The sequence below is a fragment of the Achromobacter sp. E1 genome, assembly GCF_037039475.1.
Lineage (GTDB): Bacteria > Pseudomonadota > Gammaproteobacteria > Burkholderiales > Burkholderiaceae_B > Achromobacter > Achromobacter mucicolens.
In genome coordinates this window covers 3,331,093-3,356,654 of the sequence record NZ_CP146253.1, presented here as the reverse complement: position 1 = coordinate 3,356,654, position 25,562 = coordinate 3,331,093, and the positions used below count along the sequence as shown (strand labels likewise).

The 25,562-nt window shown below is 62.7% G+C and carries 18 protein-coding genes; 12 read left to right on the top strand and 6 right to left on the bottom strand.

Annotated elements, in window-relative coordinates:
- Positions 1-37 precede the first annotated feature (37 nt).
- Complete coding sequence (locus V6V88_RS15440; RefSeq protein ID WP_338615521.1) at positions 38-484, bottom strand: DUF4189 domain-containing protein; 447 nt, start codon at positions 482-484, stop codon at positions 38-40.
- A gap of 161 nt (positions 485-645) precedes the next feature.
- Here V6V88_RS15440 and V6V88_RS15435 point away from each other — a divergent pair, with 161 nt between their 5' ends.
- Entirely contained in the window at positions 646-1,068 is a 423-nt protein-coding gene (locus V6V88_RS15435; RefSeq protein ID WP_056319198.1) for a hypothetical protein, read from the top strand.
- Between the two features lie 27 nt (positions 1,069-1,095).
- Entirely contained in the window at positions 1,096-2,190 is a 1,095-nt protein-coding gene (locus tag V6V88_RS15430; protein ID WP_338615516.1) for a PHB depolymerase family esterase, read from the top strand.
- Between the two features lie 22 nt (positions 2,191-2,212).
- On the opposite strand, the gene V6V88_RS15425 is transcribed toward V6V88_RS15430, so the two are convergent.
- The 3 genes from V6V88_RS15425 to V6V88_RS15415 form a co-directional block, all read right to left on the bottom strand.
- Positions 2,213-2,722, bottom strand: a complete 510-nt coding sequence (locus tag V6V88_RS15425; protein ID WP_338615514.1) for a hypothetical protein — start codon at positions 2,720-2,722, stop codon at positions 2,213-2,215.
- Positions 2,723-2,876: 154 nt separating this feature from the next.
- Complete coding sequence (locus V6V88_RS15420; RefSeq protein ID WP_338615512.1) at positions 2,877-3,254, bottom strand: DCC1-like thiol-disulfide oxidoreductase family protein; 378 nt, start codon at positions 3,252-3,254, stop codon at positions 2,877-2,879.
- A 105-nt stretch (positions 3,255-3,359) separates the two neighbouring features.
- Positions 3,360-3,980, bottom strand: coding sequence for a DUF2239 family protein (locus V6V88_RS15415; RefSeq protein WP_338615510.1), 621 nt, complete (start codon positions 3,978-3,980; stop codon positions 3,360-3,362).
- Between the two features lie 193 nt (positions 3,981-4,173).
- Here V6V88_RS15415 and guaB point away from each other — a divergent pair, with 193 nt between their 5' ends.
- Positions 4,174-5,634, top strand: coding sequence for an IMP dehydrogenase (guaB, locus tag V6V88_RS15410; protein ID WP_056319209.1), 1,461 nt, complete (start codon positions 4,174-4,176; stop codon positions 5,632-5,634).
- A gap of 100 nt (positions 5,635-5,734) precedes the next feature.
- A complete protein-coding gene (gene guaA, locus V6V88_RS15405) occupies positions 5,735-7,327 on the top strand; it encodes a glutamine-hydrolyzing GMP synthase (protein ID WP_062841038.1) in 1,593 nt (530 codons plus the stop codon).
- Positions 7,328-7,495: 168 nt separating this feature from the next.
- On the opposite strand, the gene V6V88_RS15400 is transcribed toward guaA, so the two are convergent.
- On the bottom strand, positions 7,496-12,340 hold the full coding sequence (locus V6V88_RS15400; RefSeq protein WP_338615503.1) for a DUF3320 domain-containing protein: 4,845 nt from the start codon (positions 12,338-12,340) through the stop codon (positions 7,496-7,498).
- 368 nt (positions 12,341-12,708) lie between these two features.
- Between V6V88_RS15400 and V6V88_RS15395 the strand changes: the two genes are divergently transcribed.
- The 3 genes from V6V88_RS15395 (at position 12,709) to V6V88_RS15385 (ending at position 15,533) form a co-directional block, all read left to right on the top strand.
- A complete protein-coding gene (locus V6V88_RS15395) occupies positions 12,709-13,845 on the top strand; it encodes a hypothetical protein (RefSeq protein WP_338615501.1) in 1,137 nt (378 codons plus the stop codon).
- Between the two features lie 199 nt (positions 13,846-14,044).
- Positions 14,045-14,857: an SDR family NAD(P)-dependent oxidoreductase gene (locus V6V88_RS15390; RefSeq protein ID WP_338615499.1), complete on the top strand. Its 813-nt coding sequence runs from the start codon at positions 14,045-14,047 to the stop codon at positions 14,855-14,857.
- A gap of 55 nt (positions 14,858-14,912) precedes the next feature.
- Positions 14,913-15,533 carry a DUF1629 domain-containing protein gene (locus tag V6V88_RS15385; RefSeq protein WP_338619618.1) on the top strand — a complete coding sequence of 207 codons (621 nt, stop codon included), beginning with the start codon at positions 14,913-14,915 and terminating at the stop codon, positions 15,531-15,533.
- 63 nt (positions 15,534-15,596) lie between these two features.
- Here V6V88_RS15385 and V6V88_RS15380 read toward each other — a convergent pair whose 3' ends face one another.
- Positions 15,597-17,210, bottom strand: a complete 1,614-nt coding sequence (locus V6V88_RS15380) for an NAD(P)/FAD-dependent oxidoreductase (RefSeq protein ID WP_223575884.1) — start codon at positions 17,208-17,210, stop codon at positions 15,597-15,599.
- Between the two features lie 350 nt (positions 17,211-17,560).
- On the opposite strand from V6V88_RS15380, the gene V6V88_RS15375 reads away from it, so the two are divergent.
- The 5 genes from V6V88_RS15375 to V6V88_RS15355 all read left to right on the top strand — a co-directional run bounded on the left by V6V88_RS15375 (position 17,561) and on the right by V6V88_RS15355 (position 25,558).
- Positions 17,561-18,274 carry a gluconate 2-dehydrogenase subunit 3 family protein gene (locus V6V88_RS15375; protein WP_338615496.1) on the top strand — a complete coding sequence of 238 codons (714 nt, stop codon included), beginning with the start codon at positions 17,561-17,563 and terminating at the stop codon, positions 18,272-18,274.
- A gap of 3 nt (positions 18,275-18,277) precedes the next feature.
- The gene (locus tag V6V88_RS15370) at positions 18,278-20,053 is read left to right on the top strand and encodes a GMC family oxidoreductase (RefSeq protein ID WP_223575882.1); all 1,776 of its coding nucleotides are present in this window, start codon (positions 18,278-18,280) and stop codon (positions 20,051-20,053) included.
- Between the two features lie 12 nt (positions 20,054-20,065).
- Positions 20,066-21,385, top strand: coding sequence for a cytochrome c (locus tag V6V88_RS15365; protein ID WP_062841031.1), 1,320 nt, complete (start codon positions 20,066-20,068; stop codon positions 21,383-21,385).
- A gap of 259 nt (positions 21,386-21,644) precedes the next feature.
- Entirely contained in the window at positions 21,645-23,291 is a 1,647-nt protein-coding gene (locus V6V88_RS15360) for a VRR-NUC domain-containing protein (RefSeq protein ID WP_338615493.1), read from the top strand.
- Positions 23,288-25,558 (top strand): ATP-dependent DNA helicase, encoded by a 2,271-nt coding sequence (locus V6V88_RS15355; RefSeq protein ID WP_338615491.1) that lies wholly within the window; start codon positions 23,288-23,290, stop codon positions 25,556-25,558. Before V6V88_RS15360 ends, V6V88_RS15355 begins: the two co-directional genes overlap by 4 nt.
- The last annotated feature ends 4 nt before the right edge of the window (positions 25,559-25,562 follow it).

Genomic DNA, 25,562 nt, shown 5'->3' with positions numbered 1-25,562 from the left:
TTCCTTTTGGGTGAACGTTGATGGGACCGACTGTAGTTCATTGGTCAAGCGGGCCGGTGTACTGGGCCTGGAAGTCCTGCTGCATCGCCCCGTCGGCACGGGCGCCTTGATCCTGCAACTGCTGCGCCTGGGTCGAGCACGCGGTCAGCACCAGCCTGCATTCGGATCCCGTCTTGTCACGGCACAGGCCCAGAACGTAATCCCCGGTCCGCTGCCCGTCCCATGCATGCTCGCCAATGGCGACGACGTGCTGCGCGCCGTTCGCAGCCACCGCCACGCATTGGTTCTTGAAGCTGGCATACACCGCGCAGGTGGCGTGGGGCTCGTCTTCGCGGCAAGCGGCGAGCGCGCCACCGCGAGCCGCTGCGGCGGAGCCGTACAGGATCGACGCGTAGTAGCGATACGTTGACGAGACGATCAGGGCGCCATGCAGATCGGGCGGGACCGGCTGTGCGCTGGCCGCGGTGGCGCACGCAGCAGACATGAGCAAGCCCGAAACAAGCCGTCGCGGCATAGGAATCCCCTGGGGTTCAAGACCACAGTAGCGGAGCGGCGCGCGCCTTGCCAGCATCAACCGGGCTGGCGCGGATATATCAAGTTGAAACATCCATGGACCATCCAAGTGGATGGTCTATGATTCGATCCATGCCGCCTCGCACCTCACAACTCGCCTCCACCCCCAAACCTGCGGACGAGAAGATCACGATCAACCTGGGTTATGTCGACCTTGGCCAGATCGATCTGCTCGTCCAGGAAGGGTTTTATGCAAACCGTACGGACCTGATCCGAACGGCGATCCGCAATCAACTTGCCACCCATGGCGACGCGGTGCGTCAGGCCGTCAGCCGTAAAACGCTGGTGCTTGGCATCCAGCACTACACCGCCCAGGAGCTGCTGGCGGTTCAAGCCGCGGGCGAAATGCTTCAGATACGGGTGCTGGGCCTGGCGACCATCGCCTCCGATGTCACGCCCGAGCTCGCGCTTGCCACGATCGAATCTCTAACGGTATTGGGGGCGCTGCATGCCAGCCCCGCCGTCAAAGCCGCCTTGCGTCAGCGCATCCGCTGATCGTCCACGCCGCAAAAAGGTCACTCAATGCACCCTGAATTCCAGCACCTCATGAACCGCGCCACCCAGCTCACGCAAGCCGGTGATCTGTCGGCTGCCACCGCCGCGATCCAGGCCGCGCTGCGCGGCTTGCCGGCCGCTGCCGCGCCGAGCAACGACGATGCCGACGTCATCGACGTTGAGGCCTGGGAGGTTCCCGATTCCGGCCGGGCCTCTGGTGCGGCCCGCCCCGCGTTCGACGAAGCCGTCCCGCCCACGCACACCGCCGCTGTCCCGGGCGATACGTTCACGTCGGGATCATTTCGCAATGCGTCCGGACAGCGCGGCTACAAGCTGTATGTGCCGCCCAACCCGGAGGGCGCGCCGCGTCCTCTGGTGGTCATGCTGCACGGCTGCACCCAGGACGCCGACGATTTCGCGGCGGGCACCGCCATGAACGACGCCGCCCGCGAACAGGGTTTCTACGTGCTGTATCCCGTGCAAGCGCGCGATGCCAATCCCCAGAAGTGCTGGAACTGGTTCAAGCACAACCACCAGCAGCAAGGGCGCGGGGAACCCGCCATCCTGGCGGGCATGACGCGCGAGGTCATGGCCACCCACAACATCGATCCGTCGCGCGTGTATGTCGCCGGACTGTCGGCGGGCGGGGCCATGGCCGCGATCTTGGCCGGCGCCTATCCCGACCTGTATGCGGCGGCAGGCGTGCATTCGGGGCTGGCTGCTGGCGTGGCGTCGGATCTTCCGTCGGCGCTGTCCGCCATGAAGGGCGAGGGGCTGAAAACGGCCGTGCCGGCCAATGCCGGCGTGCCGGTCATCGTCCTTCACGGCGACCGCGATGCCACCGTGCACCCCGGCAATGCCGAAAACGTGATCGCGGCCAGCGTGGGTCCCGGCGCGCGCGTTGAAACCGTGCGCGTTCCTGGCGCCGCCAATAAGCGGCACAGCACGCGGCATCTGTACCGCGACGCCACGGGCAACATCGTCGCCGAACGTTGGGACGTTCACGGCGCCGGACATGCCTGGGCGGGCGGATCGGAGCAAGGGTCCTACACGGATCGGTCCGGTCCGGACGCCACGGCCGAGATGCTGCGATTCTTCTTCGTGCGCACCGCAAAGCAGTGACGTGCAATCCTGGCTGCCGGCGCTAAGCCGGCTGGCGAACCGTCACCGGCTTGCCGTAGAGCACCCGCGCGCACGCCAGGCCGGCCACCGCAGCGGGCAGGGCGCCCATGAATAACGGGAACCCCAGGGCCGCAAGGGACCGGTCGCGCGTGCCGAACGTCAGCAGGAAGACGAAGGCATACGCCGCGCCGATCAAACCCATGCGCAGGATTGCCAGCCAGGACGGCGCGGCAGGCTTGAGCGCGCCCGCGGTCATCCCGCAAAGCAGCGCCGGGATGCCGCCGAAAAGATAGGCCCACGGCAGCCCATAGAGACCGAACAAGAGCATCTCCGGATCCTGCGCACCGATGGATATGACGACGGCCATGACCAGCATGCCGACGGCCGGCCCCATAAATGCAAAGATTGCCGCGCCCGCCAGCATGTCGCGGGACATGGCGCGGCCCGAGTCCGCGGGCCGGCGCTGCATGCGGCGATAGACGGCCGCAGCCAGCGTGCATGCGAGAAGCAGGGCGCCAACAAAGTACATCATCAGGTCAGTTCCGGATTGATTGGATAAAAAGGCGGGGCGGGCAAGCGCCCTGCCAGCAGGGCGCGGTTGCGAGGCCCGCGGCCAGCAGGCGTGGACTTTCGGGCGCGTAGCGTGTGCGAATTGCACGAGTTGCCTGGGTTGCGCGGCGTGCGCATCAAGGCATCTTCTTCTTTCCCAGCAAGGCCAACGTCAGGCTGCGGCCCGTGCGCATGAACGGATATAGCGTCTTGGACAGGCAGGCGTTGCTGAAGATGGTGGCGTTCAGGCGGTTGAACACATCGCTGCCGGTACTGAGTAACGCCAGCCGGTGGATCGCGTCGGCGCCCCAATAATCGCGGCCGTCCAGGTGCAAGAGCATGCCCTGATTCAAGTCATAGCCTTGCGCGCGATGGTGCGCGGCCAGCTCGGGATGGTCGCGCATGTTCAGCATGGCAATGGGCCCGGCGGCCTTGCGTAGCCGCATCATCCGCACGTAGTTTGAGCAGAAGGGGCAATCGCCGTCGTAGAGTAGGTAGTTTTCGTCGGGCTGCATCGTCGGGATCCGTCGGGTACTCCGGGAACATACCTCATAAATCCGGCGGGGTGGTTGCGGGGCACGCCTTCGGCTTGCTCTGTAGTTTGCCGCGCGCGGCCGGATTCAAACATCTTCGGCCGGCGCTTGGGCAGCGTCCCACGCCAGCGCCATTGCATAGCGCCGCACGTCATGCGGCCAATGCCCCACATGCCGCGCGTAGGCGTCGCGATCGTTCGCGTAGAGCGCGCGCGTGGCTTCCTCGAAACCAGGCAGGTTGCCCGCGACGCTGGTCATGAAGCGGTACGCCGCCTCCTGGCGATGGCGTCGCGCGTCCTGCGCCTCGTTGTCGCGGCGGGCCTGCTCCACCAGTTTGCGCAGTGCCACCGAAGCGCCGCCTGGCTGGGCGGCCAGCCAATCCCAATGGCGCGGCAAGAGGGTCACCTCGCGCGGCACCACGCCCAGTTTCGGTCGGCCCCGGCCGCGCGGCGCCTCGTCGGGGGGCGTGTCTTGAACCACGGGGGCGGCAGTGTCCGTCCGGGCATAACGGTCAGCGATCTGCGCATCATCTCCGCTTAAGTCCAGATCGACCTGCTTGCCGGTCGAATCCTGGAACACCAGCACGGCGTCGTTACGGCGCGCGGCCAGCGCCTGCTTGACCGCCTGCGCCACGTCGGCCAGCGAGCCTGCCGCCAACAGCCGATGGCCTTCGAAGGCGGTATGAGAGTCGGAAGGGTATGGAATCATTTTTTTGTCCGGGTAAATTTATGGATTGGATTATTACCCCGTCAAAATTCCCTGTCAATATGGTCCGGGTAAAAATAAGTCACTCAGGTTGTCGTGTCGTTGCGGTGTCATAAATATCCACCTCGACCTATGGTTAACACCTAGTCAAATCAGACTGGCGGCGTATAATCTCGCTTTGCGCCCGGAGTTACCCATGCGTCTCGTACAAAAAGCGCTCACCTTCGACGATGTGTTGTTGGTGCCTGCGTATTCCGAGGTGTTGCCGCGCGACACCTCCCTGGCCACGCGCCTGACTCGCAACATCAGCCTGAATATCCCCCTCGTGTCCGCCGCCATGGACACCGTCACCGAATCGCGTCTGGCCATCGCCATGGCGCAAGAGGGTGGCATCGGGATCATCCACAAGAATCTCTCCGCCGACGCCCAAGCGCGTGAAGTGGCTCGCGTCAAGCGCCACGAGTTCGGCATCGTGATCGATCCGGTCACCGTCACCCCCCAGATGAAAGTGCGCGACGCCATTGCGTTGCAGCGCCAGCATGGCATCTCGGGCCTGCCGGTCGTCGAAGGCCGCAAGCTGGTCGGCATCGTTACCAACCGCGATCTGCGCTTCGAAGAAAACCTGGATCAGCCCCTGCGCAACATCATGACGCCGCAGGAACGCCTGGTCACCATGAAGGAAGGCGCCACGCTCGAAGAAGCGCAGGCCCTGATGCACAAGCACCGTTTGGAACGCGTGCTGATCGTGAACGACGGCTTTGAACTGCGTGGCCTGGCCACCGTCAAGGACATCGTCAAGAACACCGAGCACCCGATGGCCAGCAAGGACGGCCAAGGCCAGCTGCGCGTTGGCGCGGCCGTGGGCGTGGGCGGCAACACCGAAGAACGCGTGGAAAAGCTGGTCGCCGCCGGCGTCGACGTCCTTATCGTCGACACCGCGCACGGCCACTCCAAGGGCGTGCTCGAAGGCGTGCGCTGGGTCAAGCAGAACTACCCCAAGGTTGAAGTCATCGGCGGCAATATCGCCACGGCAGCCGCCGCGCGCGCGCTGGTCGAATACGGCGCCGACGGCGTCAAGGTCGGCATCGGCCCCGGCTCCATCTGCACCACGCGTATCGTGGCCGGCGTTGGCGTGCCGCAAATCCATGCCATCTCGCAAGTCGCCAAGGCGCTGGAAGGCACGGGCGTTCCGCTCATCGCCGACGGCGGCATCCGCTACTCGGGCGACGTCGCCAAGGCGCTGGCCGCCGGCGCGTTCTCGTGCATGATGGGCGGCATGTTCGCCGGCACCGAAGAAGCCCCCGGCGAAGTCGTGCTGTTCCAAGGCCGGTCGTACAAGTCGTACCGCGGCATGGGCAGCCTGGGCGCCATGACGGAAGGCTCGGCCGACCGGTACTTCCAGGACCCGGCCAACAACGCCGACAAGCTGGTCCCCGAAGGCATCGAAGGCCGCGTCCCCTACAAGGGCAGCGTGCTCGCCATCATTTACCAACTGGTCGGCGGCATCCGCGCCTCCATGGGCTACTGCGGCGCCGCCACCATCGACGACATGCGCACCAAGGCCGAGTTCGTGGAGATCACCTCCGCGGGCGTTCGCGAGTCCCACGTGCACGACGTGCAGATCACCAAGGAAGCGCCCAACTACCGCGCCGACTGATCCGCACAGTCAACTACAATGTCATGCATCACGCACCGGCAGAACCGCAACGATCAGCGGGTCTGCCGGTGCGGTTTTATTTCCAACGGGTAGAGTCTCCATGCACCAGCGCATTCTTATCCTCGACTACGGTTCGCAAGTCACGCAGCTGATCGCCCGCCGCGTCCGCGAGGCCGGCGTCTATTCCGAAGTCCACCCTGGCGACGTCGACGATGCCTTCGTGCGCGAACAGATGGCGCAGGGTCTGAAGGGCATCATCTTGTCCGGCAGCCACGCTTCGGCCTACGAAGAGGGCTCCATGCGCGTCCCGCACGCGGTGTTCGAGCTGGGCGTGCCCGTGCTGGGCATCTGCTACGGCATGCAGTCCATGGCGCAGCAACTGGGCGGCGTGGTCAGCTTCTCCGACCACCGCGAATTCGGCTACGCCGAGGTCCGCGCCCACGGCCACACCAAGCTGCTGGAAGGCTTGGAAGACTTCAGCACGCCCGAAGGCCACGGCATGCTCAAGGTCTGGATGAGCCACGGCGACAAGGTCACCGAGCTGCCCCCGGGCTTCAAGCTGATGGCGTCCACGCCGTCCTGCCCGATCGCCGGCATGGCCGACGAAGACCGCCGCTTCTACGCCGTCCAGTTCCACCCCGAAGTCACGCACACCGTTCAAGGCAAGGCCATGCTGGCCCGCTTCGTGAACGAGATCTGCGAGTGCTCGGGCGACTGGAACATGCCCGACTACGTGTCGGAGGCCGTCGCCCGCATCCGCGAGCAAGTCGGCACCGACGAAGTCATCCTCGGCCTGTCCGGCGGCGTGGATTCCTCCGTTGCCGCCGCGTTGATCCACAAGGCCATCGGCGACCAGCTCACCTGCGTCTTCGTCGACCACGGCCTCTTGCGCCTGGACGAAGGCAAGCAGGTCATGCAGACCTTCGCCGAAAACATGGGCGTGAAGATCATTCACGTTGACGCCACCGCGCAATTCATGGGCAAGCTGGCCGGCGTCGCCGACCCCGAAGCCAAGCGCAAGATCATCGGCCGCGAATTCGTCGAAGTCTTCCAGGAACAAGCCGGCAAGCAAAAGAGCGCCAAGTGGCTGGCCCAGGGCACGATCTACCCCGACGTCATCGAATCCGCTGGCGCCAAGACGGGCAAGGCCACCTCCATCAAGTCGCACCACAACGTGGGCGGCCTGCCGGACACGCTGAACCTGCAACTCTTGGAACCCCTGCGCGAACTCTTCAAGGACGAAGTCCGCGAACTGGGCGTTGCCCTCGGCCTGCCGCCGCAGATGGTCTACCGCCACCCGTTCCCCGGTCCGGGTCTGGGCGTGCGCATCCTGGGCGAAGTCAAGCATGAATACGCCGAACTGCTGCGCCGTGCCGACGCGATCTTCATCGAAGAGCTGCGCAACACCAAGGACGAGGCCAGCGGCCTGACTTGGTACGAGCTGACCTCGCAAGCGTTTGCCGTGTTCCTGCCGGTGAAGTCGGTGGGCGTCATGGGCGATGGCCGCACGTATGAGTACGTGGTTGCGCTGCGTGCGGTTCAGACGTTCGACTTCATGACCGCTGATTGGGCCCCGCTGCCGCATCCGCTGCTGGCTCGTGTTTCGTCGCGGATCATCAATGAAGTGCGCGGGATCAATCGGGTGGTGTACGACGTGTCGAGCAAGCCGCCGGCGACGATTGAGTGGGAGTGATCCTGCGATAGCGGGTTTCGCGAGGGCAAAAGAGGCGCTTCCGGCGCCTTTTTTCTATTGCATTCTGCGTTAACCCTTGATGCTTGAGTGCATGAACGAAGGCCTAGCGCTACCCATATGTTATTGATCGTCGCGCGAAAGTCGGGCCTGGAAAAAAGCACTCCGCGCTCATCCCGGTTGTGCAATGGCTATTCGTCCGTCGTCGATGGGGCTTAGCGTCTGAGTTGCCAAAAGCACACCTAACTGTGCTTCGATCCGGGCCGAGATATTCGCACTTGCGCGGTTAAATCCTAGCTGCCGAGCCACTTCAGCGATCAGCTGTGTGGACGATATCGAAAACGCAAGCGATGTCGTCTGAACCAACGCAGTTCGAATTTCCTCAGGAGCAATCAGTTCAATCTTCCGCTCAGCTGTCGGCAATGATGATCTATCTCGGACCGTAATCGGGGCACTTCCATCCAACTGCTCGGGCCGGATGATGAATCCTTCGTCCTGTAGCACGTAAGCATGCTCGTTCATCGAGGCATCCACCGCTTCCTTGATGCGGGCAACAACTCTAGCCCCGGCCCTGCTGACGCCGAATGCAGCCATGAGCCGACGACCGATGATTTCTATGCTTACAGGCGCCTCGCCATCAACAACGGCCGATACCAATTCACGAAGGGTGTGCAGCGGCGCGGAGGCGATGTCGCTGCCGTTTTTTTGCACAGGCAGTTCGATCGAGACGTACCGAGTGGCGCGGAGGCTCTCTTCTGACGGGTCAGCAGCTTCTCGATCGAGTTCAATCCTTGCAGACGCTTCAGTCCGCTCGGGCGACGAGGCCTTAGACAATTGGGTAGATTCAGCCGCTGCTTGAAACGATTCTTGTGCCGCTTTGATTGCGTCGATGACGCGGTCAGTCTCGTGCCCTGCATTTCGGAACCAGTCCGTACTCCAAATACGATGGAAGCGCCATCCCAGGCCCTCGAGGACTCCTTGGCGAAGGCGATCTCGGTCTCGAGCTGATTTCGCGCTGTGATAAGCCGCGCCATCGCACTCAATTGCTAGCAAATAACGCCCGGGAAGCTCAGGGTCGCGCACAGCAAGGTCGATGAAGTAACCGGCGGTGCCAACCTGGGGTTCGACACTGTAGCCCCGTTCCTGCAGGGCGCGCATAACCTGATCTTCAAAGGGGGAATCCGTCGCTTTCCCGGTTTCTACGGTGCATTCCAGTTCACGAGTTTCGGCGTACTTGAGCAAATTCTTCAATGCGCGCACGCCATGTTTGGCGCCTGCGTCGAGTTCGAGCTCGTCAGCACGGAAGTTGCTAAACACAGTCATGGCCATTTTGGCACGCGTAATAAGTACGTTAAGTCGACGATGTCCACCGTCTCGATTCAGCGGCCCGAACTCCTTCGCGATGCGACCGGACTCATTGCGGCCATAGCCGATGCTAATAAACATGACGTCTCGTTCGTCACCCTGAATATTCTCCAAATTTTTTACGAAGAATGGTTCATTGGGATGCGAAGCGAAAAATTCCTCGGTTTCAGGATGCGCCTTGCGCAGACGCTCCAGCTCTTCTTCGATACGATCGCGCTGCGCGACGCTGAAGGCTGCAACGCCCAACGAAAGATGTGGGGTAATGCGAGCGTGCTCAAGAACTGCATTTGCGACTGCTTGAGCCTCGCCGGAATTGCTACGAGTCTTGCCGCGATCATATAGCGCATTGGGGTTGTGTCTGAAGGCAATACCCGTTGCATATCGGTTTTGACCAGCGGCGGGAAACACGACCAGCCTGCTGTCGTAAAACTCGACATTGGATACTGCGATTAGTGACTCGTGGCGGCTGCGGTAATGCCAGCGCAGGTACCGTTCGTTGCAGCCTTTGGCCTTAAACAGACTGAGAATGCTCTCGATGTCGGCAGTTTCCGTGTCTTCTTCCTGCTCAGCGTCTCGACTGAAGAAATCGGTGGGCGGCATCTGCCGCGTGTCGCCGACCACGATGACTTGCCGGCCGCGCAAAATCGCGCCCAGTGCGTCCACCGCTTTGACCTGCGACGCCTCGTCGAAGATCACTACATCGAAGGCCACTTTGGCCGGAGGCAGGAAGTTGGCAATTGACATCGGGCTCATCATGAACACAGGCTTTAACTGCTGGATCGCGCGTCCCGCACGGTCGATCAATTGGCGAATTGGCAGATGTTTCCGCTTTTTATTGATCTCTCCTCTCAGTACGGCCATTTCACCAGGCTGATTTATCTGAGGTTTTCGTCTCCAAATGTCCGTAGCGAGTTTGGTCTGCGCATGTTCAATCGACGCGAGGTCTAGGCTCTTGAAGCGTTCAATTCTGTGCTCATGTTCCAGGCGATCAAACCCCGCTAACTCCGGGTGATCGGTATAGGCCTTTTGCACCAGAAAGTCGTACCAACTGATATCGAGCAGCGGACGCAGAGTGTCGGGTTGGTCGCAATTCTGGGCAACATCCCGGATAGGCTCCAACCCTGCCGCATTGAATCGCCCGGTCAGGGTGTTGAATCTCGCCATCTGGTGAAGTTGAGGCAACTGCTTAAGCCACGTGTTAAGGCGCTCACCGAGCTCCTGCAGAGGGTGTTCGGTCCAGGGGATTGGCTTCAGTGCCAGCGAAGTGGTTGCGGCCTCCACAGCGGTTTTGAGAGCACTAACGTTGGCTTCAGTGGAAGCTGCCAATTCTCCAAGACCACTTGCATCTTGATGTCCCGACAAGAAGTCTACGATGCCCTGAGGCATGTCGCCCTTGCCAACCTCATCGTGCAAGGTAATCACCCAACGCGAAATTCGGTCGAGGACGTCCCAATCAGACTTTTCGAATTGCCATTGCGCGCCGAATAGCGCTTCTCCTAGAGCCGCGTGAGAAACGTACGTCCTCTTATGCTGTTGATACGCGAGCACGCTATCCGCCAGCTCAACTAGATGCTGAGGATCGCTGGGCAAGTCGGATTTCGCAAGGCCCTGCATTTTTTTCTTTGCCGCACGCCATTCGCCCGCGAAGGATCGCCACCACTTGCTCCCATATCGGGCGAGGCTTTGACGGGTGGAAAGCAGATCCTCGTTCTCAGCCGCATCTATCAAACTCGTGGACCAGTGCAGCCGTGCCGAGCTCATTCCGGATCCAGCATCGGTCAACGCTTTTAATGCGTCGCGGCGCGCTTGCCAGTCTCCTGTCGACAGGCGGATACCAGAAAGCTTGGGTGCCTCGGCTGCGCGCCTCGCGGCTCTGCAGACGACGTCGATATCATGCAGGCTCGCCGGCTCGGTAAGCTGCAGTCGTTGAGATAGGTCGTTCGAAGATTGCAGCAATGACTGGAGCGCCGCGCCGCCCCGGGTCAGCGCTTCGCTCGCTCGGCTCTCTTCGATTGGTGTGAAGACTGTGTGCTGGCTCCCCCACAATGCGCTAGCTGTTGGACGACCCAGTGCGCCCAGCACCAATGCCATGCTGTCTACGAGCTCTCGGGCGTCGATATGATCTTTCTCTTGCCACTTGGCCATGGCAGGCATCGCTAGCGCCATCAGGTCGGGAAACTGCCGCTTCAGTGACAGCAGCCGCCCCAGCACTACAGAAAATGGCATTTTTGTTTTGCCCACAGGCGCTGCCACTGCTTCACAGTAAGCGTTCAGCTCAGTTTGGACCTTTCGCAACTGCTGCATTTCGCGCTCACCGCTCTCCACGACGGGCCGCCCTTGTTCCAGTGCGTTGGCCAGATCACGAAGTACGGCGGTTTTGGTGGCACGGTGGCTGTGCAGCTCAAGTACGGCATCGCCAAGATGGCATTCGTCTAGTCTGCGCTTTACCACCTCAAGAGCCGCCATCTTCTCAGCGACGAACAATACTGTCTTGTCTTGTCCAACGAGTTCGGCGATGAGGTTGGTGATAGTCTGAGATTTTCCTGTCCCGGGCGGACCTTGAATCACAAGATTGCGCCCCGCACGCACCTCGAGAATGGCCTGAGTTTGACTGCTGTCCGCATCCTTGACGAAATGCACTTCACCTGGGGTAATCACCTCGTCAATGTGCACGTCCTCGTGATACGCCGCGGATTCTCCTGCAAATCCCTCGCCGATCAGGCGGCGAACCACGGGGTGGTCGCTTGGTTGCTTTTCTTTAGGCCATGTTTCGGGATCCAGGTCCTTGTACATGAGAAATTTGCCGAAAGAAAAGAACCCGAGCATCACTTCGTTTGCGCACACGCGCCAGCGCGGCTGACGGGTAACAGCGCGCTCTACGGCTCCGAAATACTCCAGCCATGCAGCGGCATCCGATTCGGCCTCGGCATCGGGTGTTGGCAAGGTGATGCCGAAATCCGTACGGAGCTTGGCGGCTAGTGACATATTCACTTGAATGTCATCACCGGTAGGCTCTAGGTGGAACGTCTCTTGGGCAGACTTACGCACTAAGTTGCACGGTACCAAGACCAGGGGCGCGCGCCTCGGATCTTTGGAAGAATCGCTCTCGTACCAATGAAGAAATCCGATAGCAAGGAACAGAAGATTTGCGCCTTGCTCTTCGACGAACGCCTGCGCGTCAGCGCGGATTTTCAAGAGTTGAAGAGAAAGCGAATCTTCGGTGCTGGCCACTTGCAGCTCGTGAGCGCGCTGACCAACGGTTTTGGTTTGGTGGTTCGGGAAGGGTTGTGCGTCTTCAAGTGCGGGGGAGCTGCCGGACGGTTTCGCCTCTAGACGTTCAACATTGCTGTCGGTAGCCTCGTCGCGGGAGCAGGCACGCGGAGCAGGCGTTTCCGCCTTCGTCTTTGCTTGAGAATCTGCGGCGTCTTGGGCGCTGTTTCGGCTGGATCCAATTGCTCGGAACGTGAGTGACTTTTGGTTATCCACCAGAGCAACTAGTAGGGACTCTGCCACTGCCGACTGAACAGTAATTGTTTTGCTTGTTTTTCTGGCGCTGATCAGATTATTGCGCAGCCCAATGTCTAATAATTCTTGGCGGCTTTGCAGCAACTTCGTATGGATGTCTGCGGTGGTTCCATCAATTACTGACATAACGGTGTTGGCTCAGGATGATATGGCTCGCATCAAGCGCGCTCTGTTTCGGAAACATGAACCAAACCCATGCCGGTGGTCCATCTGCACGTAAGGGGCGGCCGCAACGCCGCCGCGAACCTAAATACTACAATGGGTAACGATCATTAACGGGCAGGATCTGTTTTTTATCGTGGTCTATTCCGGCGTTGGTAGCAGATTCGCGACAACGCTTTTCACCGATAGATGCAGGAATTCGGCTTGTGCTCGGTTTCTAGAGAAGTCAACCGTCCCTTGCAGGGCTGTGCCAACGTATGCTTTTTTATTGGTGACCGACCATTGATATACTCCCCGAGCTTAGTTGAGCACCACCCCACAGGAGATATCGGATGCGCTTAAAGGCCCTTGCATTTGGCTTGATGACTGTTTGCGGTACGTCGTTGGCAGCACAGGACAGCACGCAAACCTTGCAACAGGCCTTGAAGCAAGTACCGCAGGTGGTGTTGAGTGCCCCTGAAGCGATACAGATATCCTTCCTTGATGTGCAGGCGTGGCGCGGCCTTGAAAAAGATGGGCCCACCGCCGATGCGATGCGCCGGTTGTCCATCGCGCAGGCGATCACGCCGCTGCAATCCATTGGCTACGGTCTGGATAAATGGTCCGACAGCGCGCATATACCTCTCAATGATTTGTCCTATTTTGCAAGCTTCGGCCAGTCGCCCAGCAATGTCACCTACTGGGGGCTGAAGGACAAACAATCGGCGGCAAAGTTTGCCGATCGTCTGAAGCAGGCAGACTTCAAGCCCGTGGAGGGCGATGTGGCCGGCCTGATGGCAAACGGCGAGCCCAATAAACCCGATCTGACCAAAGCCACGGGGCAGCAGCCTTGGCGGGGCACGATGGGTATGCCGACGTTTGTCTTGCCGCTGGATACGGCGTTGGTGCAGGCAGCGGCGCCCTCGGGAATGAAGGCGTTGTCTCAGCCCAAGCCTTCCGTTGCGGACAGCGAGATCGTGGCGGCTTCCATTGCCGGCCTGAAGGAATCCGTACCTTCGGATGGCGGGCGGATCGTGCAGGCGGCTGTCATCTCGCCGGTCTTTGGCTTGCAAGGGGTGGATCCGGCAAAGGTGCTGATGGCATCGCCGGCCGACTTGGAGGGTGCAAAGCAGAAGCTTCAAGCGGCTGCGGCATCCAGCAACGAAGGCATTCCGCCTTACTTTGGCGGCATCATTGCGGACGTGCAGGTCAAGGACGTGCCTGCGGTGGTGCTTTCGCTGTCCTACTCGGATTGCGGCGTTGCGCAGCAGGCGGTCGATGGGGTTGCCGCGGCCTGGAAAAAGGCCATGGCGGCGACGGTACAGGCCGATGTGAAGGGGCGCACCGTTCAGGCGGGCAAGCTGTGCGCGGCCGTGATCAGCCTGACGGCGCCGAAGGCGGAGAACGCGGGCAACCCGATTCTGAGCCAGATCATGAACCGGTACATGCAGCGCGACCCGTCGGTGCTGCAGATCGGTATGGCGCGCTAATTCCAACCAAACCGGCAGACGCCGGTTTTTTTACGCCTCGACGTTTATCGGTGGCGCAAATCCTCGAGGCAGCGCGGTTCGCGTGGCCTCGCAGTGATCTGTCATATGGTTGCGATAGTCAGCGGTTCAGTCATGCCAGGATAATCGCCAAGCGCCCGCAGCTAGACGGGTTGCCATTTAAACCGTTTTCAAAGCGTTCATGACCAACTATCCGCAACTCTTCAGTCTTCAAGGAAAAATCGCCGTCGTCCTGGGCGCCGCTTCCGGCATCGGTCAGGCGTCGGCGCACGCGCTGGGCGCGATGGGAGCCTATGTGATGTGCGCGGACCGCGACGAACTTGGCGCGCAAGCCACCGCGCAGCAGATCATCGACGGCGGCGGCGCGGCCGGTTGGATGCAGACCGATGCGGCCAACGGCGGGTCCATCGCGCAGTTGGCCGCCAGGGTTGTGGACGAGCAAAAGAGGGTCGACATCGCGGTGGCAACGCCCGCGCTGAACATCCGCACGCTCATCGTCGATTACACGGAAGACGAGTTCGATCAGGTGGTGAACCTGAATCTTCGCGGCGCGTTTCACTTCATGCGCCACTTCGGACGGCCGATGATGAAGCAGGGCGCGGGCAGCATGATCCTGTGTTCGTCGATGCGTGCCGTGACGATCGAGCCCGGCCTGGGCATTTACGCTGCCACGAAGGCAGGCATCGAGCAGATGGTCAAGGCGTTCGCGGCGGAGGTCGGCCCCCACGGCGTGCGCGTCAACGCAGTGATGCCCAGCATCATCGAGACCCGTCTGACCGAGCCGCTGAAGGAACGTCCCGACATCTACAACACGTACGCCGGCCATACGGTGCTGAACCGCTGGGGACAGCCGTCCGAGGTGGGCGCTGCGGTGGCGTTTCTGGCGTCGGATGCCGCGAGCTATATCTCTGGTAGTAGCCTGGCGGTGGATGCAGGGTGGACGGCAATTGATGGGCCGCCCACGGGGCTGACGCAGACGCGGCCATCTGAATGAGTGCGTTGGCGTTACGATGGTGAGCCTTGGATCTGCCCCGGAGAATGCTCAAGTGATGACGTTTGAATCGCAGAAGGGGAAATACTTCGTCCTTGGCGCGGGCCTTTGGCGTGATGGCATTGGCCCGGGCCTTCTGATCGCCAACGAGGAAAAGCTGATTCGGCCCGGCATGTACACGATGGATCCGCCCAACGGCGATCCTTCCCAATACTGCGAACGGCCGCACATCGTCCATGTGCCGGAGCAGGGCGGGGCGCCTCGGCAATTCGAGCAGTGGGCCGGCATCTGGATCGTCTCGGGGCCGTTGAGGCGGGTATTCGAATCGGTCGATCCCGAGGCCTTTGTATTCAGCGCTTGCGACTACACGCAGGCCGACGGCTCGCCGGGCCCGCAATATTATTTTTGCAATGTGATGCGAACGCTTGATGCGCTGGATGTGGAAGCGTCGCGGGTCAAGAAGAAGTACGACCGGAACTTCCTGACGGGCAAAGACGAGCTGTACTACAGCATCGTGGGCGGCGCCAATCTTGTCTTTCGAAAGGAGCAAATCGGCGATGCGCACATTTTTTGCCAGACGCGGATGTCGATCGACCCGGTTTGCGACCGCGTGATGTACGACGCGCTATGCGCAGCGGACCTGGATGGGGTGGATCTGCGGGACGCGGCGGATTTGTGATCGCCACTGACGCCCGGCGAGTGCGCTGGGCGTCAGTGGCTATCTGCGTTTATCCCTGGACCTTTATCCCTGACGGCCCATGATGCTCAACGCCACCGCCTCGGCGATCTTGATCCCATCGACCCCTGCCGACAGAATCCCGCCCGCGTAACCCGCGCCCTCACCGGCCGGGAACAAGCCCTGCGTGTTGATGCTCTGCAGCGTGTCGTTATCGCGCTTGATGCGGATAGGCGAAGACGTGCGGGTTTCGACGCCCGTCAGCACGGCGTCGGGCATGTTGAAGCCCTTGATGGTCTTGTCGAACGCCGGCAACGCCTCGCGAATGGCGGTGATGGCGAAGTCGGGCAGGGCGGTGGCCAGGTCGGTCAAATGAACGCCAGGCGTGTAAGAGGGCACCACCTTACCGAATTCCGTCGAGGCCCGGCCTTCCAGAAAGTCGCCCACCAACTGCCCCGGCGCGCTGTAGTCGCGGCCGCCCAGCTCAAATGCCTGCGATTCCCACTTGCGCTGAAAGTCGACGCCAGCCAGCACGTGCTCCGGATAGTCGACCTCAGGCGAAATCCCCACGACGATGCCGGCGTTCGCATTGCGCTCGTTGCGCGAATACTGGCTCATGCCGTTGGTGACGACGCGGTTGGGCTCTGACGTGGCCGCGACGACGGTGCCGCCGGGGCACATGCAGAAGCTGTAGACGGAGCGGCCGTTGCTGGCGTGATGCACCAGCTTGTAGTCGGCGGCGCCCAGGATCGGATGGCCGGCGTTGGGGCCGAAGCGCGCGCGGTCGATGAGCGATTGCGGGTGTTCGATCCGAAAGCCGATGGAGAAGGGCTTGGCTTCCATGAAGACGCCCTGGTCCAGCAGCATCTGGAAGGTGTCGCGGGCACTGTGGCCGATGGCCAGGACGACGTGGTCGGCTTCGATGTGTTCGCCGCTCGCCAACGTGACGCCGGTGACCTTGCCGTTCTCGCGGTGCAGGGTTTCAACCCGGCTGGAGAAGCGGACTTCGCCGCCCAGCTTGGTGATGGTGTCGCGCATGACTTCGACCATGCCGACCAGGCGGAATGTGCCGATGTGGGGCTTGCTGACGTAAAGGATTTCCTCGGGCGCGCCGGCCAGAACGAATTCCTTCAGGACCTTCTCGCCGTAGTGCTTGGGATCCTTGATCTGGCTGTAGAGCTTGCCGTCCGAGAACGTGCCCGCGCCGCCTTCGCCGAATTGAACGTTGGAATCGGGATTCAGGATGCGCTTGCGCCACAGGCCCCAGGTGTCCTTGGTGCGTTCGCGCACGGCCTTGCCGCGTTCCAGGATGATGGGCTTGAACCCCATCTGCGCCAGGACCAGGCCGGCAAAGAGGCCACAGGGACCGGTGCCGATGACGATGGGGCGCTTGGCGAGGGTGGTGGGTGCCTGGGCGACGAATTTGTATTCGGTGTCGGGAGAGGGCTTGACGTTGCGGTCGTCGTGAAAGCGCTCAAGGATTGCGGCTTCGTTGGCCACGTCGACATCCAGCGCATAGATGAGCAGGATGTTGTGCTTCTTGCGCGCGTCGTAGCTGCGCAGGAAGATGGTGAAGCCGTTCAGGTCGCTGGCCGGAATGCCCAGTTTCTTGAGGATTGCCGCGGGCAGTTCCTCGGGCGTGTGGTTCAACGGCAGCTTGATTTCAGACAGACGCAACATGCTTGGGGTCCAGACAGATGGGCGATCACAACGTCGCCAAACGCGGATTGTACTGGACGGCCGACGACGGTTTTTGTTCACCTTGCTGTCAGAAAGCAATGCATTTTCGATGTTCTTACGTTGTCCTTAATGCAAAAGACTTTTCCACGTCAAGAAATTCCATCTGATACGGTCGAACGAGCGGATCAGAAGCGCATAATGCCCGCACCTGCTCTTACGTCCCTTTTCAGAGAGCAGTCTTGATCTTGAGCAAGAAAAGAGCGTGTTGTCACTAGCTCGGGCAGTTCGTGTTTCCAGGTTGCATGTTCGGTAGCGCGCTAGGACAACTTGGAATATTCACGGAGATGTCCATGACTGATGACGCACAACCGCGCCGGCGGTTTCTGCAGGCGATGGCCATTGTGCCAGCGTCGACGCTGGCGGTCGGCGGCCTGACCGTCGGCTGTACCAACGCCGCCGACGGCAATGCCGCAAAGGCGGCCAAGCCGTACGAGCCCACCTATTTCACCAAGGCCGAATGGGCCTTCATCGTTGCCGCGGTGGATCATCTGATTCCCGCCGACGAATACGGTCCTGGCGCCATCGCGGCGGGCGTGCCCGAGTTCATCGATCGTCAGATGGATACGCCCTTTGGCCACGGCAAGCTGTGGTACATGGACGGGCCGTTCCACACCGACCAGGCGCCGGAACTGGGCTATCAGCTCGACCAGAATCCCCGTCAGGTCTATCGCAACGGCATCAAGGCCTGTGACGCCTTCTGCGTGAAGACGCACGGCAAGGCGTATGCCGACCTGGACAAGGCCTTGCAGGAGCAGATCCTGAAGGACCTGCAGGCCGGCAAGATCGCGTTCGAGTCCGTGCCGTCCAAGACGTTCTTCAGCTTCCTGCTTGCCAACACGAAGGAAGGCTTTTTCGCCGACCCGATCTATGGCGGCAACAAGGGCATGGTGGGCTGGAAGATGGTGGGCTTTCCCGGCGCGCGCGCCGACTTCATGGACTGGGCGGACCAGCCCAACGTCAAGTACCCCTATGGCCCCGTGTCGATCTCTGGGGAGAAGGGTTAAATCATGGCGATCAAGAAAGACAAAGTGGATGCGGTACTGGTCGGGTTCGGCTGGACCGGCGCGATCCTGGGGCAGGAGCTGACCGAAGCGGGCTTGCAGGTGCTGGCGCTGGAGCGCGGCGGCATGCAGGACACGCCCAAGGATGCCGAGTATCCCAAGGTGATCGACGAGCTGAAGTATTCGGTGCGCGGTTATCTGTTCCAGGACCTGTCCAAGGAAACCGTGACGATCCGCCACAACGTGGACGACGTGGCCGTGCCGTATCGCCAGAACGGTTCGTTCCTGCTGGGAACGGGCGTGGGCGGCGCCGGCTTTCACTGGAACGGCATGCACTACCGCGTGCTGCCCGAAGAGCTGGAACTGCGCACGCGCTACGAAACGCGCTACGGCAAGAAGTTCATTCCGGAAGGCATGACGATCCAGGACTTCGGCGTGACGTACGACGAACTGGAACCGTACTTCTCGAAGTTCGAATACGTCTGCGGCACGTCGGGCAAGGCCGGCAACCTGAACGGCAAGATCGTCGAAGGCGGCAACCCGCTGGAAGGCAAGCGCAGCAAGGAATATCCGCTGCCGCCGCTGGCCACGACCCACGGCGCATCGCTGTTCGAGAAGGCCGCGCGCGAAGTCGGCTTCAACCCGTATCCCACGCCGGCCGCCAACGCGTCGGGCCCGTACACCAACCCGTACGGCGTGCGTCTTGGCCCCTGCAATTTCTGCGGGTTCTGCGAGAACTACGGCTGCTACATGTATTCGAAGGCTTCGCCGCAGACGACGATTCTGCCGGTGCTGCTGAAGAAGCCGAATTTCGAGCTGCGCACGCGTTCGCAGGTCATCAAGGTCAATCTGGATTCGACCGGCAAGAAGGCCGTGGGCGTAACGTACATCGACGCGGACGGCAACGAAATCGATCAGCCCGCGGATCTGGTGATCCTGTCGGCCTACCAGATGCACAACGTGCGCCTGTTGCTGTTGTCGGGCATCGGCAAGCCGTATGATCCGAAGACCAACGAAGGCGTGGTGGGCAAGAACTACGCCTACCAGATGAACGGTGGGATCAACGTGCTGTTGCCCAAGGGCACGCAGCTCAATCCTTTCGTCGGCACGGGCGCGGGCGGCGTGGGCATGGACGACCTGAACGGCGACCAGTTCGACCACGGGCCGCTGGGTTTCCTGGGCGGCGCCAGCATTCGCCATGTGCGCACGGGGGGCCGTCCCATCAAGCAGACGCCCACGCCGCCGGGCACCGCGACCTGGGGCACGGCCTGGAAGGCCGGCGTGCAGGATGCGTACCAGCGTTACATGACGATCGGCATTTCGGGTTCGGTGATGTCGTACCGGGACGCCTACCTGTCGCTGGATCCGACCTACAAAGATGCCTACGGCCAGCCGCTCTTGCGCATGACGTTCGATTGGCACGACAACGAGTTCGACATGCTGGGCTACATGGGCAAGCGCATGGAGACCGTGGCCAAGGCGATGAACCCCGAGAAGTATTTCGTGGGCGTGCGCAAGAAGGGTTCGCACTACGACACGCGGGTCTACCAGAGCACGCACAACACGGGCGGCGCCATCATGGGCAGCAACCCGAAGGAAAGCGTCGTCAACAAGTACCTGCAGAGCTGGGACGTGCCGAACGTGTTCGTGATGGGCGCCTGCGTGTTCCCGCAGAACATGGGCTACAACCCGACCGGTCTGGTCGGCGCGCTGGCCTACTGGGCGGCGCAGGCGATTCGCGACCAGTACCTGAAGAACCCCGGCCCGCTGGTCCAGGCTTAAGGAGACGGAACAATGATCAAGCACACCATTGTTGCGGCCTTCTCGGCCCTCGTTGCCAGCGCCGCGTTCGCGGCCGACGGCACGCCGGCGTCCAGCGACGCGCAGATGATCAAGCAGGGCGAATACCTGTCGCGCGCCGGCGACTGTATCGCCTGCCACACGGCCAAGGGCGGCAAGCCCTTTGCCGGCGGCCTGGGCATCGATTCGCCGCTGGGCATGATCTATTCGACGAACATCACGCCGGACAAGGAAACGGGCATCGGCAATTATTCGTACGAGGACTTCGACCGGGCCGTGCGCCACGGCGTGGCCAAAGACGGACATTCGCTGTACCCGGCCATGCCGTACACCGCGTACGCCAACGTCACGCCCGAGGATGTGAAGGCCCTGTATGCCTACTTCATGCACGGCGTCGAGCCCGTGAAGCAGGAGAACAAGGACACCGACATCGTCTGGCCGATGTCCATGCGCTGGCCGCTGACGGTGTGGCGCTGGATGTTCGCGCCTGACGTTGCGACGGCGCCTGTCACGGTGAACACGAGCGGCGCGGACAAGCAGGCGCTGCTGCGCGGCCAGTACCTCGTCGAGGGCCTGGGCCATTGCAGCACCTGCCACACGCCGCGCGGCGTGGCCTTGCAGGAAAAGGCGCTGACCGACGCGGACGGCTCGGCCTTCCTGTCGGGCGGCGTGGTGGAAGGCTGGTTGGCCAAGAACCTGCGCGGCGACGCGACCGACGGCCTGGGCAGCTGGAGCAAGGAGGACATTGCGACCTTCCTGAAGTCCGGCCGCAACGGCCATTCGGCGGCGTTTGGCGGCATGGCCCAGGTGGTGGAGGACAGCACCCAGCACCTGACCGATGACGACCTGAACGCCATCGCGGTGTACCTGAAGAGCCTGCCGCCCGTGAACAAGGACGCGACCAAGCCGCTGGCCTATGACGAAACCGTGGCGCAAGCGCTGCGGTCCGGCAAGGACAAGAGCGACGGCGCGATGGCCTTCCTGAACAACTGCGCGGCCTGCCATCGCAGCACGGGCAAGGGCTATACCGAAACGTTCCCGCAGCTGGCATTGAGCTCGACGGTCAACTCGGCCGATCCGGCCTCGCTGATCCACATCGTGCTCAAGGGCGCGCAGATGCCGGGCACGGCCTCGGCGCCCACCGCGTACGCGATGCCGGGCTTCGACTGGCGCATGACCGACAAGGAAGTTGCCGATGTCGTGAGCTTCGTGCGGTCGAGCTGGGGCAACAAGGGCGCGGCGGTCAGCGCGTCCGACGTGGCCAAGGTCCGCAAGGAGATCGGCGCGGCGCCGCAACCGGTGCGCGCGCAGTGATGTGACGATGTCGTGATGGACTGTCCCGCCTTGTGATGGGCGGGACGCAAACGGCGCTGGAGAGCTCAGGCTTTCCGGCGCCGTTTTTCATGCGTGAGTTGATGACCCGCCGACCTGCCGAGTTTTTCCTGCGCGAAAGGCGGTGCGGGCAGTTTGGGACGGCGGCGGGATGCCGGACGGCCCCGGGCCTGCGGTTCAGCGAAGACTGCCGGCCTGCTATGATTACTGGATAAATAAACAGTCCAACCGGCCGCCGCCGATGTTGCCCCCGCACCGTTACTACTATCTGCACAATTTCCAGCGCGCGCTGGCGTGGGTCTCGGACCGTTACGCCGATCTGCTGGACGAGGACGATTGCCGCTTTCTGGCGGACTTCGCGGCGTTGCCGCAGGCGTCGCAGGCGTTGATGGTGCGCATGCTGATGCGGCGTGGACCGTGGTTTCGGGCCAGCCGGCTGGTGTACGAAGAGATTCCGGCCGTCGAGGCAGCCGCCCGGCCGCTCGAAACGTTGGGGTGGCTGGATGCGCGGGCACCCATGTCGCTGGATGAACTGTTCGCGCTGTTGACCAAGCCCGAACTCTGCCGGGTGTTCGCCTCGCACACGGCGGCCAGGCCGGGCGTGCGCAAGGCCGACATGCTTGAAGCGCTGCGCGCCGATCTGACGCAAGCCCGGCCATTCTGCGATTGGGCGCCGCAATCCGCTGAAGCCGTCTGGCGTGTGATGGTGGCGGAACGTTGCGAACGCCTGCGCCTCATGTTCTTCGGCAATCTGCATCAGGATTGGTCGGAGTTCGTGCTGGCGGACCTGGGCGTGTTCCATTACGAGACCGTGCCGTTCGATGCGGCGTCGCGGGCCTTCCAGACGCGGGCTGACGTGGATTGCTATCTGGCGCTGCACGCCTGCCGCCAGGCGCTGGACGAGGGCGCGGCGGTGGACGATCTGTTGCAGGCGGCGCAGGCGTGCATCAGCGGCAACGCATGGCTGGAAAAGCGCCGCGCCAAGGTGTTGCTGCGCATTGGTCAAGCCTGCGAACGCGCACAGGACTGGGAAGCCGCCCAGCGCGTGTACGCGGCCTGCGGCTATCCCGGCGCGCGGCATCGGCGCATCCGCGTGTACGAAAGGATGCAGCGCTTCGAAGACGCCATGGCGTTGGCCCAGCAAGCCGCCAGCGCGCCCGAAAGCGAGGAAGAAAGCCAGCGCGTGGCACGCATGATGCCGCGGCTGCGGCGCGGGCTGGGGCAGGGCGCGGCGGCACGCGCCGCGGCACCCATCCTGCCGCGCACGGAGCTGGCGCTGGCCCGCCCGGCGCAGCCGTCCGCGGTCGAATACGTGACGCGCGATCACCTGCATCACGACGACGCGCCGGTGCACTATGTCGAGAACGCGCTGATCAATTCGCTATTCGGATTGCTGTGCTGGCCGGCAGTGTTCGCACCGCTGCCGGGCGCGTTCTTTCACCCGTTCCAACGCGGTCCGGCGGATCTGGAAGCGCCGGACTTTCATGCCCGTCGTCAGGCGCAGTTCGAGGCCTGCCTGGCCCTCCTTGACACGCCGGCTTACCGGGACGTGATTCTGCAGCGTTATGCGGATAAGGCCGGCCTGCAGTCGCCGTTCGTGTTCTGGGGCGCCTTGTCCGAAGCGTTGCTGGCGCAGGCGCTGGATTGCCTGCCGGCCGCGCACCTGAAGCTTTTCTTCACGCGGCTGCTGCGCGACGTGAAGGGCAACCGCACCGGTCTGCCCGATCTGGTGCGCTTCTGGCCCGCCGAGCGCCGCTATGAACTGATCGAGGTGAAGGGGCCGGGCGACAAGCTACAGGACAACCAGATCCGCTGGCTGCAATATTGCGTCGCGCACGGCATGCCGGTGCGCGTGTGTCACGTGAGCTGGTTGCAGGAGGCCGCATGAGCTATGCGGTGGCGGTGCGGGCGTTGTGCGAATTCACGGCGCGGGCGGGGGATCTGGACTTGCGTTTCACGCCCGTGCCCAGCGGCCTGGAAGGCATGGCTGGCCATGCGGCCGTGACAGGGCGGCGCGGGCCGGACTACGAAACCGAAGTGTCGCTGTCGGGCGTGTTCGGTGACCTGCTGGTGCGCGGGCGTGCTGATGGCTACGACCCTGCCGCCAACCAGCTCGAAGAGATCAAGACCTACCGCGGGCAGTTCGACAGCGTGCGCGAAAACCACCGCGTGGTGCATTGGGCGCAGGCAAAGGTGTACGGCCATCTGCTGTGCCAGGCGCGTGGCCTGGCCGACGTGCGGGTGGCGCTGGTGTACTACAACGTGGCGACCGAGGAAGAGACCGTGCTGGTGGAGACCCACCAGGCGGCGGACCTGGCCGCGTTCTTCCAGCTGCAATGCGAGCGTTTCCTGGCGTGGGCCAAGACCGAACTCGCGCACCGGCAGGCGCGTGACGCAGCGCTGGAGACGTTGGCGTTTCCGCATGGCGAGTTCCGCGCCGGGCAGCGCGATCTGGCGGTGGCCGTGTACCGCACGGCGCGCGATGGGCGCTGCCTGATGGCGCAGGCGCCCACGGGCATCGGCAAGACGCTGGGCACGATCTTTCCTCTGCTCAAGGCCAGTCCGGGCACGGGCCTGGACAAGGTGTTCTTCCTGGCGGCAAAGGGGTCGGGCCGGGGGCTGGCGGTAGAGGCGCTGGAAACCGTTAATGCCCAGCCGGCCGCGCCCGGCCTGCGCATTCTGGATCTGCAAGCGCGCGATAAAAGCTGCGTGCATCCGGATCTGGCTTGCCATGGCGATTCCTGCCCGCTGGCGCGCGGCTTCTACGACCGCCTGCCGCAGGCTCGCGCCGCCGCGCTTGAGTACACGCGGCTGGACGCGCCCGCCGTACGCGCCACCGCGCTTGCGCACGACGTGTGTCCCTACTACCTGTCGCAGGAACTGATCCGCTGGAGCGACGTGGTGGTGGGCGACTACAACTACTACTACGACGCCACGGCCATGCTGCACGCGCTGACGCAGGCGCATCAATGGAAGGTGGCCGTGCTGGTCGACGAGGCCCATAACCTGGTGGATCGTGCGCGGCGCATGTACACCGGCGAACTCGACCAGAACCGGCTGACCGCCGCGCGGTTCGCGGCGCCCAAGGCGCTCAAGAAGTCGCTGGACGGGCTGCATCGTTCCTGGAACGCGCTGAACAAGAAGCAGGCCGAACGCTATCAGGCGTACGATGCCGCGCCGGCCGGCGTGCTGACGGCGGTGCAGAAGGCGGTGGCCGCCATTACCGAATTCATCGGCCAGACGCCGCTGCCACAGGACGACCCCTTGCTGGGGTTTTATTTCGAGGCGCTGCATTTCATGCGGTTGGCCGAGCAGTTCGGCTCGCACGCGCTATTCGATGTGACGCTTGGCGACGCCGGCGTCAGCAGCGCCAAGACCCCGCCTTCGACGCTGTGCGTGCGCAATGTGATTCCCGCGCCGTACCTGGCCGCCCGGCATGCCGCGGCGCACGCGACGGTGCTGTTTTCCGGCACGCTGAGTCCGCAGCAGTTCTACCGGGACACGCTGGGCCTGCCCAAGGACACCCCGTGGATCGATGTGGCCGCGCCGTTCAAGGCCAACCAGCTGGCGGTGCGCGTCGTGGGCAACGTCTCCACGCGCTTTCGCGATCGCGAACGTTCGTTGGCGCCCATCGCGGACCTGATCGCCCGGCAGTACGCCGAGCGGCCCGGCAATTACCTGGGTTTTCTGAGCAGCTTCGATTACCTGAAGCGCGTGGCCGACCTGATGCGGGAGCGCCATCCGCAGGTACCGATCTGGTTGCAGACGCCGGGCATGGACGAGCCGGGGCGGGCGGCCTTCCTGGCGCGGTTTACGGAAACAGGGCAGGGGGTGGGGTTTGCGGTGCTGGGCGGCGCGTTCTCGGAAGGCGTGGACCTGCCGGGCAAGCGGCTCATCGGCGCCTTCATTGCGACGCTGGGCCTGCCGCAGGTCAATCCGGTGAACGAGAACATGAAGCGCGCCATGGACATGCGCTATGGCGAGGAGAACGGGTACGACTACACGTACCTGTACCCGGGCATGCAGAAGGTGGTGCAGGCGGCCGGCCGGGTCATCCGGACCGAACACGATGAGGGCACCGTGCACCTCATCGATGACCGCTATCGGCGCGCCAAGGTGCGCGGGCTGTTGCCGGGGTGGTGGCGGGTGGACTGACCTT